Below are 13,140 nucleotides of genomic sequence, written 5' to 3'. Positions count from 1 at the left end.
ACAGAATTTTTTTATATCTATAATCTGTGTTAATCTGTGGTGAAAATAATAAAAGATAGAATGGAAAAGAATGCAAAGATATATGTAGCAGGACACCGCGGACTTGTGGGATCTGCTATCTGGAAGAATTTGCAGGATAAAGGATACACCAATCTGATAGGCCGCACGCACAAAGAGCTTGACTTACTGGATGGAATGGCGGTCCGTAAATTCTTCGATGAAGAACAGCCGGAATATGTATTCCTTGCCGCTGCCTTTGTGGGTGGTATCATGGCGAACAGCATCTACCGTGCCGATTTTATATACAAGAATCTGCAGATTCAACAGAACATTATCGGAGAGAGTTTCCGTCACAATGTGAAAAAGCTGCTCTTCCTCGGTAGTACGTGTATTTATCCACGCGATGCCGAACAGCCGATGAAGGAAGATGTATTGCTTACTTCACCGTTGGAATATACCAACGAGCCGTATGCAATCGCTAAAATTGCCGGACTGAAAATGTGCGAGAGCTTCAACCTGCAATATGGAACGAACTACATCGCCGTGATGCCGACAAACCTTTACGGACCGAATGATAATTTCGATTTGGAACGCAGCCATGTATTGCCTGCCATGATTCGCAAGATTCATTTGGCACACTGTCTGAAAGAAGGAAACTGGGAAGCTGTACGCAAGGATATGAACCAGCGTCCGGTGGAAGGTGTCAACGGCGACAGCTCAAAAGAGGACATTCTGGCTATTCTGAAAAAATACGGAATCAGCGAAACAGAGGTCACTCTCTGGGGCACAGGTACTCCTCTCCGCGAATTCCTCTGGAGCGAAGAAATGGCGGATGCCAGTGTCTTCGTTATGGAACATGTGGACTTTAAAGATACCTATAAAGAAGGTAGCAAAGATATCCGCAACTGCCATATCAACATCGGAACCGGTAAGGAAATCACCATCCGCCAACTGGCCGAACGGATCGTTGAAACAGTTGGCTATCAAGGTAAACTGACCTTCGACAGCAGCAAACCGGACGGCACAATGCGCAAGCTAACCGATCCTTCAAAACTGCATGCACTGGGCTGGCACCACAAAATTGAAATCGAGGAAGGCGTACAAAGAATGTACGAATGGTACTTGAAATAAGAAATGAAGTTACTGTAAATATGCTATTAGCTGAATGTTTTTTGCTAATAGCATATTTTTTTTAGCTATAATGATAATTAAATTAGCTATAATGATAATCAGTTTTGCTATAATGATAATCCAATTAGCTATAAGCATAATCTGTTGAGCTATGAGCATAATCTTTTTTATACTACGAGTCAATCTATTTTATTATAAGTTAATCCCTTTTGTGATAAGCCTTCATCCAACTAAGCATCATTTATTCAACCATAAGCACCATTCATTCAATTATAAGCCTCATCCATTGTATTTATAACGTATCGCCACACAAATTCCCCCACTACTCTCTCCTCCATTTCCAAAAAATTTTCACTCTTAATTCTTCATTCTTAATATAATTGCTATATTTGCACAATTTAATACCAAATGTGCAAAAAACAATGGAACAAAGTTTTATAGCCTATATTGAGAATAGTATCAAGAATAATTGGGACCTGGATGCCCTGACCGATTATAAAGGTGCAACTTTACAGTATAAAGACGTAGCTCGTAAAATCGAGAAACTCCATATCATCTTTGAAGAAAGCGGAATCCGCAAAGGAGACAAGATTGCCGTTTGTGGAAGAAACAGCTCTCACTGGGGAGTTACTTTCCTTGCCACACTGACGTATGGAGCCGTTATTGTACCTATTCTCCATGAATTTAAAGCAGATAACGTGCATAATATCGTCAACCACTCCGAAGCTAAATTACTGCTTGTAGGAGATATGGTATGGGAAAACCTGAACGAGTCGGCAATGCCGCTACTGGAAGGTATCCTGATGATGAACGACTTCACCCTATTAGTGTCACGCAGCGAACGACTCACGTATGCACGCGAACATCTGAACGAAATGTTCGGCAAAAAATATCCGAAGAATTTCCGTAAAGAGCATGTCGCTTATCACAAAGACGAACCGGAAGAACTGGCAGTTATCAATTATACTTCGGGAACAACGAGTTATTCCAAAGGAGTAATGCTCCCCTACCGCAGTCTGTGGTCGAATACCAAATTTGCTTTTGAAGTGTTGGAACTGGAAGCCGGAGATAAAATCGTTTCCATGCTTCCTATGGCACACATGTACGGATTGGCTTTTGAATTCCTTTATGAGTTCTCCGTAGGTTGCCACATCTACTTCCTCACCCGTATGCCAAGCCCTAAGATTATCTTCCAGGCTTTTGAAGAAGTGAAACCCAGTCTGATTGTTGCCGTACCACTCATCATCGAAAAGATAATCAAGAAAAGCGTACTTCCGAAGTTGGAAACTCCGGCGATGAAGATATTGCTGAAAGTGCCTATTATCAATGACAAGATAAAGGCAACAGTGCGCGAAGAGATGATTAAGGCATTTGGCGGAAACTTCAAGGCAGTCATCGTAGGAGGTGCAGCGTTCAATCAAGAAGTGGAACAATTCTTGAAAATGATTGATTTCCCTTATACGGTTGGATATGGAATGACGGAATGTGGCCCGATTATCTGCTACGAAGATTGGAGAAAGTTCAAACCGGGGTCTTGCGGAAAGGCTGTGCCACGGATGGATGTACGGGTATTGTCATCTGATCCCGAAAATATTGTTGGTGAAATTGTATGTAAGGGCCCGAATGTGATGCTGGGCTATTACAAAAACGAAGAAGCCACTCAAGAAGTCATCGACAAGGACGGTTGGTTGCATACCGGCGACTTGGCTTTGATGGATGAAGAAGGTAATGTTACAATCAAAGGACGCAGCAAGAACCTGTTATTGAGCTCCAGCGGACAGAATATCTATCCGGAAGAAATTGAAGATAAATTGAACAACCTGCCATACGTGGCTGAAAGCATTATCGTTCAGCAAAACGAGAAACTTGTCGGACTTGTTTATCCCGACTTTGACGATGCGTTCGCTCACGGCCTGAAGACTGAAGACATCGAACAAGTAATGGAAGAAAACCGCGTGACACTGAACACTATGTTACCGGCATACAGCCAAATATCCAAGATGAAAATCTATCCGGAAGAATTTGAAAAGACACCGAAGAAGAGCATCAAGCGTTATTTGTATCAGGAAGCAAAAGGCTGATAGATTATCAGCTGCATAGAGAAAGATATAACTTAAACCGAAAAAGAGAAAGGAATGAAGATAAAGAAAACAATACTTACGGCAGCTATACTAATGGCTGCCGTTTCTTTACCGGCACAGAACAAGAGTGCAGGGATCAATATATCCATCTGGAAAGATATATGCACGCAACCGCATGACAGTACACAGACGACCTATGTAAACATCGGCCTCCTGTCTACCATGAACCGTCTGAACGGTGTGGGTATCAACGCATTGGGAAGCGTGGTTCATGGTGACATGAACGGAGTACAAATCACCGGATTAGCCAACTTGGCAGGGGGTACTATGAGGGGCGTTCAACTGGCTGGTATCAGTAATATCAGCGGCGATAACACCGTAGGGCTTTCTGCTGCCGGATTGGTAAATATCACCGGCGACAAAGCACAGGGAGTAGTCATATCCGGGCTAACGAGCATCGGAGGAGACAACAACTCGGGGTTAATGATTAGTGGTTTCATGAATGTGACGGGCAATATGGCTTCGGGCTTACACTTTTCCGGAATAGCAAATATAACCGGACAGAGCTTCGGTGGTCTGATGGCTTCGGGACTTTTAAATGTAGTAGGCGAACACATGAACGGTTTGCAGATAGCAGGAATTGCCAATATAACCGCATCAAAGCTGAATGGAGTACAAGTAGCATTATGCAACTACGCAACGAAAGCGCGCGGACTTCAAATTGGTCTTGTCAATTACTACAAAGAAGATATGAAAGGTTTCCAACTTGGTTTGGTGAATGCAAATCCTGACACAAAAGTGCAAATGATGATATACGGTGGAAATGCAACGCCTGCCAATATCGGGGTACGATTCAAGAACCAGTTGTTTTATACCATATTGGGAGTGGGTTCCATGTATCAGGGATTGAATGATAAGTTTTCGGCCAGCGCATCCTATCGTGCCGGTCTGTCTTTCCCCCTTTACAAAGGGTTATCCATCAGCGGAGACCTCGGATACCAGCATATCGAGGCTTTTGATAACAAAGATGAGGTCATCCCGAAACGCCTGTACGCATTGCAGGCACGTGCAAATCTGGAATATCAATTTACCAGGAAGTTCGGCATCTTTGCAACAGGTGGATATGGGGTAACCAGATTCTATAATAAATCGAGCAATTACGATAAGGGAGCTATTATCGAAGCGGGTATTGTTCTTTTCTAAACTTATTCACCACAGAGGACGCAGAGGACACAGAGGTTTACTATTTTTTATTCACTATAGAGTAACACAGAGTCTCATGTATTTAGAATCGTATTTATCGCTCTGTTTTACTTGTAGAAAGAAAAAAACTCTGTGTCCTCTGCGTCCTCTGTGGTGAATAAATTCAGAAACGTGCAACTTTGAGCATACTGATTACTAATTATACCTTTTCTTTTATCAGACCGGTACGATAAGCAACGAGCAATTTCTTCAAATCCTGTATTTGAGTCACCAGTTCTTTTCCTTTATCGGTATCTTTCACCATCATCCGTTGCGAATTGAATTCCAGGACAAAGTTGGTAGATTTGATATCAAGTCCCTCTTCGATAGCTTTCTGGCGAGACTGGAAAGGTTCGTGCTGTACAAGCTGCATACCGTGAGAATGATAAACAAGCGTATATCCCGCAATTCCCGTTTCCGGCTGATAAGCTTTTGAGAATCCGCCATCAATAACGAAAAGCTTGCCATTAGCTTTCATTGGCTGTTCTCCCTGAATCGTTTTCACAGGCACATGACCGTTGATGATATGCGAGTGAGGACCGGAAGCTCCAAACTCTGCCAAAATCTGATCGCAGACATCTTCCCGGTTACGCAATGTATAATAATAACCTTTCTTCTCTTTATGCAATTCTTTATCCTCTACGAAATAACGCTCAAAAGTCGCCATCTTATCCTTATCGAACAAGGGAGCTTCCGGACCACACCACATATACCAAATGTAATCCATAGCAAATTCCTTATCCTCCTCCCCTTCTTCATCGAAGTACGCAGTACGAATCAGTTGATCGGCTTTATCCAGCAATTTACGCCCCCAATATTCCTTACCACGTATTTTGACATGCTTAAAGCTGCCATCCTCATTCAGAGGAACAGAAGCGTGATAAAGAAGATTCGAATTTGAAACCAGATACATTCCGCCATAGGTAAACAGGCAACGCATGTGTTTCTTCAGCTTTTCACTATTCATAAATGAATAATGAATCTTTTCTACCAATTCGCGTTCTTCTTCCGTCAACCGGTAAGGGTCGGCAGGATCTACGGTCGGGAAGTTGGTATCGCGCAAAGCGTATTCTTTTCCTTCGTATACAAAGACGCCACGCTCAAAATCAATCTTCTCCAGCAGTTTGCGGTTGGTCATCCCGAACTCCGGACGACGGTCGATGATTTCGGCTTCCAGCTTAAACTGGATAATGGTAATGGCTTTATGCATTTGAGTGATCAAGCGCAGAGTCTTCTCATTATAATGAGCGTCGGCAAAATTCATCTTCGGCATGAAGATGGTGCAAGGATCATCGGCATACGTATCCATTGCAAAAGTAGCCAATGGAAGCAGATTGATTCCGTATCCGTCTTCAAGCGTGCCCAGGTTGCCGTAGCGCATGGACATACGTATCACGTTGGCAATACAACTATCGTTACCGGAAGCTGCACCCATCCAGAGAATATCATGATTTCCCCATTGAATATCGAAGTTATGGTAATTGCACAACGTATCCATGATGATATGCGCGCCAGGGCCACGGTCGTAAATATCGCCTACGATATGAAGAGAGTCAATAGTCAGACGCTGAATCAGATTGCACATAGCGATAATGAAATCGTCGGCACGCTTGGTAGTGATAATCGTGCTGATAATTACATTGATATAAGCATGCTTGTTCGGCTCGATGGACGATTCGTGCAATAATTCCTGAATAATATAAGAGAACTCGGCAGGCAGCGATTTACGAACCTTCGAACGGGTATATTTGGAAGATACATTCTGACAGACCTTCACCAGTTGGTTCAGGGTAATCAGATACCAATCATCCAGGTCCTTTTCACGGGCTTTCACTAATTGAAGTTTCTCTTCGGGATAGTAAATCAACGTGCAGATTTCTTTCTTTTCAGCCTCGCGGAGAGTGTTGCCGAATATTTCATTTACTTTACGTTTTACCGCACCTGAAGCATTTTTCAGTACGTGCTGAAAAGCCTCGTATTCTCCATGAATGTCAGTCAGGAAATGCTCTGTCCCTTTAGGTAGATTTAAGATAGCCTCCAGATTGATTATTTCCGTACTAGCATCGGCAATCGTAGGAAAACTTCGGGAAAGCAGTTGCAGGTAACGGAGATCGCCCACAATGCTTTCAGGAGTTATGTTACTTTGAGCAGTCATTTTATTTACTATTTTACTATTTACAATTTACTAGTTACTAATTACGATTCAGCAATGTACCATTCTCAATTTAACAAGAACATCAACAACACTTGGGCGATAATTACCCGCAAGAACATACATAGCGGATAAACAGTCGCATAGGCTACGGATGGGTTGTCGCCGGGGATTGTATCGTTTACATAGTTCAGTGCCATCGGATTTGCCATACTTCCGCACAACATACCGGATACAGAACCGAAATCGATCTTCATCATCTTGAAGGCCACGAATCCAACCAACACTGTTGGAATGATAGTCAATCCGGCTCCCAAACCAATCCATAATAAGCCTTCCGGACGGAATACGGTATCGAAAAAGTGAGCTCCCGCATCCAGTCCCAGACAGGCAAGGTACATGGAAAGTCCCAAGGCACGCAACATCAGGTTCGCGCTACGGGTGGTATAGGTAATCATGTGTATCCGTGGTCCAAAAGTACCCAGAAGGATACCGACAATGATCGGTCCGCCCGCTAATCCCAACTTCACAGGAGTACTGACACCCGGAAAAGAGAAAGGAATAGCCCCCAGTGCCAAACCAAGCACGATACCGATAAATATAACAACCAGATTGGGTTCTTTCAGGCTTTTCACGGCATTTCCCAATACTTTCTCCACATTCTGGATAGCAGCAGCCTCGCCCACTACTGTCAGGCGGTCGCCCAACTGAAGTATCAATCCCGGAGTAGCAAGCAGTTGCACCCCCGACCGGTAAACACGGCTGATGTTAATACCGTAATGGTTTCTCAACCGGAGTGCACCGAGTTTCTTACCATTCAGTTCGGGACGGGTAACAACGATACGCTGCGAGATCAATTCGCTGTCAATCGCATTCCAGTCAATGTCCTCTTTATTCCAATCCGTATTTTCCTGTTCACCAAAAAGCACTGTCAGGGCCAAAGCGTCTTTTTCCGCAGTTATCACCAGCAGACGGTCGCCTTCTTTCAAAATCTTGTCTGAAGTCGGAATACTGACATGTCCGTCACGCCACAAACGGGATATGACAAACTTTGGGTAACTCATACGAGCTATATCCTTGATACTTTTATTGAAAATAGCAGGATTGTGTACTTGAAACGCTGCAATATAAGTTTTGTTCGCATCGTCTTTCTCTTTTATCTCCAAGTCTTCTTTGCGGACCAATACTTTGCGGATTAATAAAACGGCAAGGATTACGCCGACTACTCCCATCGGATAGGCCACCGCACATCCTAAAGCAGGCGTACTGCTGTTTATTCCCATCTGTTTCAGAGTTTGTTGCGCAGCTCCCAATGCCGGAGTGTTTGTCGTTGCTCCACAAAGGATGCCCACCATATCAGGAAGAGAGACACCCGTTGCATAACTAGCCACCACCGTCAACAACGTTCCCAGTAGAACTACTCCCAACGCCAACATATTCAACGTTACCCCTCCTTTACGGAAAGAGCTAAAAAAACCGGGACCGACTTGTAGCCCAAGGGAATAAACGAAAATGACCAGTCCGAAACTTTCTGCGTAGTTTAACATCTGCGGATCGACCGAAAGCCCGAGATGGCCGGCCAGGATACCCGCGAAAAAAACAAAAGTGACTCCCAGGGAAACTCCCCAGAAATGCACTCTTCCCAAGCCCAAACCAATGGCAGAAATCAGTGAAAGTACCACAACAGCCTGTAAGGCAGAATGTTCGATGAATAGACTATATAACCACTCCATGTATATAAAAACTAATAGGGCGCAAAGATAAAAACTATTTAGTCCGGTTCAAAACTTTTAAGCTTTCATTTCGCGCCCCAATTATACCCTGATTCATATATCCTGAAATCTTATTGATTACCCTTTCACACTGTTACCTGTTATTTTGTTCTTAATACCTATTATATTTCTATCTTAACAATCTTATCCTTTCTCTTTTTACCCGCATCTTGTTATCCTTCCAACGATGCTTTTTTACCTGTTTCTTCCTTTACGCTTACCTATTTCTTTATCTTTTTCTAATTTCTTTATCTCTCCTAATTTCTTAACCTTTTCTTATTTCTTCCTGCTTCACGCTTCATCTTGCTTCACGTCTCATCTTTTCCCTTGAAACTCCACAAAGTTATTTCGTCCGTCCAGATAACCGCTCAATCTGTTTCCACCGATATATACATCATCCAGGTATGAAACATCATTCGGTCCGTATGACATACGAATGGAAGTCTGTGCATAATTTTCCCAACTCCAACGGAAATTATATTCATATTGATCGACTGCTCCATTAGGATATTCCACCCGTATATAGTCGATTCCGGTACGGTCTAAAAAGAAGTCCAGTTCCTGACGGCAATAGTTACCGTCCATGTCGCGGTAGAAACTAACCCAGGTACGGCTACATAAATCAGCCGAACGGTTATAGTACCCTGCACCATTATTATCATCATCATAGAAACTATCTATTTCCACTTCGCAAGAGGTAAAACTTACCATCAATATAGCCATCAACGCCAAACCGAAGTATTTAAATGTGCTCGTTTTCATATTCCTTTATTTTTAATGGTTCTCTAATTATTATATATCATTTATCTTTCGATAGAACAAAAGTAGAGAATGAATTTTCCCCATGAAACTGAAAACTCCTACTTATCGGGAGGAAATTGCCTAAATCTAGGAGTAAATCCCTCCGGTGAAGTCTATTTCAAAGAATTCTTGTATCTTTGCCTCCCACTAACAACACATGAAATTATCCGTCGCATGAAGTCTATCAAATCACATATCACCCAATTATTGAAGTCCCTCAATGAGGGAGTATTCGAAAAAGAGCATACCATCGCACTGTCTTTACTATCCGCCATGGCAGGGGAAAGTATCTTTCTGCTGGGCCCTCCGGGAGTAGCTAAAAGTTTGGTAGCACGCAGGCTCAAACTGGCATTTAAAGACGCAGATGCTTTTGAGTATCTGATGTCCCGCTTCAGTACACCGGACGAAATATTCGGCCCCGTCTCCATTTCAAAATTGAAGGATGAAGATACGTACGAACGCATCACAAAAGGATACCTGCCGACAGCATCAATCGTCTTTCTGGATGAAATATGGAAGGCCGGCCCTGCTATCCAAAATTCCCTTTTGACGGTAATCAATGAAAAGATATACCGCAACGGACAATTTACGGTGCGTGTACCCCTGAAAGCATTAATTGCCGCTTCCAACGAACTGCCGGCAAAAGGTGAAGGACTGGAAGCCTTATACGACCGTTTCCTGATCCGTCAGTTTGTCGGATGTATCGAACAGGAATATGCGTTCGATCAGATGATTTCTTCTACACGGGAGATAGAACCTGAAATCCCGGAAAAACTCCAGGTGAACGATGAATTATACAACCAGATACAAGCTGAAAGCGAAAAAGTAGGTATTCACTATACTATCTTCGAGCTGATTCACAATATCAAACGAGAAATTGAACAATATAACACAGGACGGGATGAAAACACCCCTCCCATCTATGTATCCGACCGCCGCTGGAAGAAAATAGTAGGTCTGCTCCGCACATCAGCCTATCTAAATGAATCTCCGGGAATTCATTTCTCCGACTGCCTGTTGATGAGCGCCTGCCTATGGGATGAAATTTCGCAGCTCCCCATTATAGAAGAGATTGTAGAACAGTCGATAGCACGAGGCATCAACACCTATCTGTTAGGAGAAAAACGGCTGGAACAAAAACTGGACACACTGAAAGAAAACATGAAGTCCGAACACAGCCTGCGTGAACTTAGCGATCCGGGAATTCAGGTAGTAGACACCTTCTATCATCGCATAGAAGGTTATCACATTGCCGGAAATCTACTCATTTTTGCTTCCGATTACCAGTCTTTGAAGAAAGACAGCAACCGGCTATTTTATATCCAACAGGATAAATTCCGTCCGGTCAACAAAATCCTGAAAGCCTACGATTTTGTAAAGAACAGAAATATCGCGCAAAAGAATATCTATTCCCTCCGAAAAGGAAGACGGTCAGTTTTCGTCAACAATCAGGAATATCCGTTACTATGTTATGACAATTGTGATCCTTTGCCTGCACAACAGGATGGCAACACTCCGTTCGAATTTACATTGCAGGAAGTGATCGACTTGCTGCATCAAATGGAAGTGGAATATAAAACAATCTCCGAACGGGAAACAGCATATACAAAGGAGCATCTTTTCTTAAGCTCATCGCAAAAAAGCAAGATCAAACGAATTTTAGGAGAGACTGCACATATCATAGAGAATTACCGGAACGAACTCCGCATCATCGCTCATGCCCATGAACAAGAGAACAGAGAGTATTAGGCTCAAACACCTGCAAGACATTTATTATGAGAAATTACAGGGAATAGCCTACGATGTGTACGACGAACAACTGCACAACCTGATTATCCGTCCCGAAGAACTGGATGCGGATATTCACCGGTATTTTCGTCACACGCAACCCTCCCTGCAAGATTTCTACTCCCACTACGCGTCGCAATGGGAATACTTTCATGAAATGGATGAAGCATCCGACACCAAGTTTCTCCAATTCCTGAAAAACAGCGCCTACCCGTTCTCGATGAAATATCACCTGGTAGACCTCAACGTAAAATACTACCTCCAGCGTTTTGACGCAATCAGCCCGCGCTCTAAAGAATGGAAAGCGTTGCGGACTCTCTTCTTCGACAAATGGCACACACTGCTCTCGAACAACGAGTTCAACTATCAGATGGAACATATCGAGCGGCTTTGTGATGATTTCTACCGTCTTCAGCTATCACTTGCCAAAAACCTTCCGGTGCGTGGCGGCTCACGCCTCGTCTGGTTACTCCGCAACCATAAACAGATAGCAGAACAGATTTTAGAATACGAAGAAACGATCAAACGAAATCCCGTTATCCGTGAACTGGTAGAAATCTTGGGCAAGAAACACCAAAGCAGCCGGAAACGTTTCAAAATGACTGCCGGTATTCATCGGGAACAAATTATATCTCATGCCACCCGAAGCGATATTACAGGTATTTGCGAAGGAAACGACTTAAACAGCCTTCTTCCCTTGGAATATTGCTATCTGGCCGAAAAAAGTCTGCAACCCATTTTCTTTGAGCGTTTCATTGAGAAGAGATTGCAAGTCATCGACTATCAATCACACGAAAAGCAAACCATCAACGACAAGAAAACAATAGGGAACGAAGTTTCCGAAGAAGCCGAAGGTCCTTTCATTGTTTGTCTGGACACTTCCGGTTCCATGGCAGGCGAACGGGAAAGAATCGCGAAATCCACCCTACTTGCCATTGCCGAACTGACGGAAGTGCAACACCGAAAATGTTACGTCATCCTGTTTTCCGATGATATCGAGTGCATTGAAATCACAGATTTAGGCAGCAGTTTCGATCGCCTGGTCGATTTCTTATGCCAATCCTTTCATGGCGGAACTGATATGGAACCTGTTATTACACATGCTTTGCGAAAGATCAGCGAAGAAGGATATATGGAAGCGGACATTATTACCGTATCGGACTTTGAGATGCGTCCTGTCGATCAACTACTATCCCGAACCATCGAACACGCAAAAGCGAAACAGACAAAAATGTACGCTATTTCTTTAGGTGGCAAGAGTGCCGAGACCAGCTATCTGAAATTATGTGATAAATATTGGGAATATAGCATTCAAAACGCCGAAAGTCTTAATAAAAATAGAATTGAAGAATCAAATATTTAATCAATGTTATAAAACATCTCTTTTTTCTTGTTTTATTTGCAAAGTTGACAGAAGTCCGTATATTTGTACTGTGTTTTTCATAGTATTAGATTTAAGGTTAACAAAAAGATTGGCTGTCTGGGATAGATAGCCTTTTTTTATGTCCTTTTCTTACGTCAAATATACCGTCACTATCCCATCCGGATGTTTACCCTATCCCATGAAGATACCGTCACTATAATAAGCGGATAGCGTCAATATGTTTCAAGTTCCCATTCCATCGATAAAAATTAAAAGCTTTCGAAAAAAAATTCTTCCGTTTAACATTTGAAACATAGCAGGTTATCTCATTTTACAAAAAACAGGTAAAAAAAATCTTGCTAAAAGATTTGCGTAGTCCAAAAGTTCCCCCTATATTTGCACCGCATTTGAGAGAGAATGCGGGTTCAAGGAAGTTTGGGTGAGTGGCTGAAACCACCAGTTTGCTAAACTGACGTACTCGTAAGGGTACCGGGGGTTCGAATCCCCCAGCTTCCGCAAAAAATCTCAAAATAAAAAAGAGCTAAGTTTTAAAGACTTGGCTCTTTTTAATCTATCAAACTCCGGTGGGTTCGTCTAACGGTTAGGACACATGCCTCTCACGCATGTAATACGAGTTCGATTCTCGTACCCACTACTATCTGATTATCGGCCTCTTACCAACAAGTAAGGAGCTTTTTTATTGCCTTATATTTATCTCAAAATATCGTTTTTAAGCGATATAAAGAGGTATTTTCGGCTCAGTCTGAAACCTTGGGGGATTGCGTTAAAATTCTTATTTTTGCATCATGA

General features: G+C 42.8%; 8 protein-coding genes and 2 tRNA genes. 7 read left to right on the top strand and 3 right to left on the bottom strand.

The annotated features are described in order from the left end of the window. Nucleotides 1-60: 60 nt before the first annotated feature. The 3 genes from KTR06_RS15070 (at nucleotide 61) to KTR06_RS15060 (ending at nucleotide 4,415) form a co-directional block, all read left to right on the top strand. Nucleotides 61-1,131, top strand: coding sequence for a GDP-L-fucose synthase (locus KTR06_RS15070; protein ID WP_008022074.1), 1,071 nt, complete (start codon nucleotides 61-63; stop codon nucleotides 1,129-1,131). Between the two features lie 422 nt (nucleotides 1,132-1,553). Next, nucleotides 1,554-3,212 (top strand): AMP-binding protein, encoded by a 1,659-nt coding sequence (locus KTR06_RS15065; protein ID WP_008022073.1) that lies wholly within the window; start codon nucleotides 1,554-1,556, stop codon nucleotides 3,210-3,212. Between the two features lie 54 nt (nucleotides 3,213-3,266). Next, nucleotides 3,267-4,415: an LA_2272 family surface repeat-containing protein gene (locus KTR06_RS15060; RefSeq protein ID WP_217290520.1), complete on the top strand. Its 1,149-nt coding sequence runs from the start codon at nucleotides 3,267-3,269 to the stop codon at nucleotides 4,413-4,415. Nucleotides 4,416-4,614: 199 nt separating this feature from the next. Here the strand turns inward: KTR06_RS15060 and KTR06_RS15055 are convergent, their stop codons facing one another. The 3 genes from KTR06_RS15055 to KTR06_RS15045 all read right to left on the bottom strand — a co-directional run bounded on the left by KTR06_RS15055 (nucleotide 4,615) and on the right by KTR06_RS15045 (nucleotide 9,140). Next, nucleotides 4,615-6,609 (bottom strand): fructose-bisphosphatase class III, encoded by a 1,995-nt coding sequence (locus KTR06_RS15055; protein WP_008775961.1) that lies wholly within the window; start codon nucleotides 6,607-6,609, stop codon nucleotides 4,615-4,617. A gap of 65 nt (nucleotides 6,610-6,674) precedes the next feature. Next, entirely contained in the window at nucleotides 6,675-8,339 is a 1,665-nt protein-coding gene (locus tag KTR06_RS15050) for a putative transporter (protein WP_008022070.1), read from the bottom strand. A 354-nt stretch (nucleotides 8,340-8,693) separates the two neighbouring features. After that, nucleotides 8,694-9,140, bottom strand: coding sequence for a hypothetical protein (locus KTR06_RS15045; RefSeq protein WP_004316335.1), 447 nt, complete (start codon nucleotides 9,138-9,140; stop codon nucleotides 8,694-8,696). Between the two features lie 213 nt (nucleotides 9,141-9,353). Between KTR06_RS15045 and KTR06_RS15040 the strand changes: the two genes are divergently transcribed. The 4 genes from KTR06_RS15040 (at nucleotide 9,354) to KTR06_RS15025 (ending at nucleotide 12,985) form a co-directional block, all read left to right on the top strand. Then, entirely contained in the window at nucleotides 9,354-10,928 is a 1,575-nt protein-coding gene (locus tag KTR06_RS15040; protein ID WP_032842191.1) for an AAA family ATPase, read from the top strand. Next, entirely contained in the window at nucleotides 10,903-12,330 is a 1,428-nt protein-coding gene (locus KTR06_RS15035) for a hypothetical protein (protein ID WP_192498820.1), read from the top strand. Before KTR06_RS15040 ends, KTR06_RS15035 begins: the two co-directional genes overlap by 26 nt. Before the next feature lie 429 nt (nucleotides 12,331-12,759). Further along, nucleotides 12,760-12,846, top strand: a tRNA-Ser gene (locus tag KTR06_RS15030). A 67-nt stretch (nucleotides 12,847-12,913) separates the two neighbouring features. Continuing rightward, nucleotides 12,914-12,985: transfer RNA gene (locus KTR06_RS15025), tRNA-Glu, on the top strand. The last annotated feature ends 155 nt before the right edge of the window (nucleotides 12,986-13,140 follow it).

Source organism: Bacteroides sp. MSK.20.12, assembly GCF_019052435.1.
GTDB classification, from domain to species: Bacteria; Bacteroidota; Bacteroidia; order Bacteroidales; family Bacteroidaceae; genus Bacteroides; species Bacteroides xylanisolvens.
This window is presented reverse-complemented; position numbering and strand designations above follow the sequence as displayed.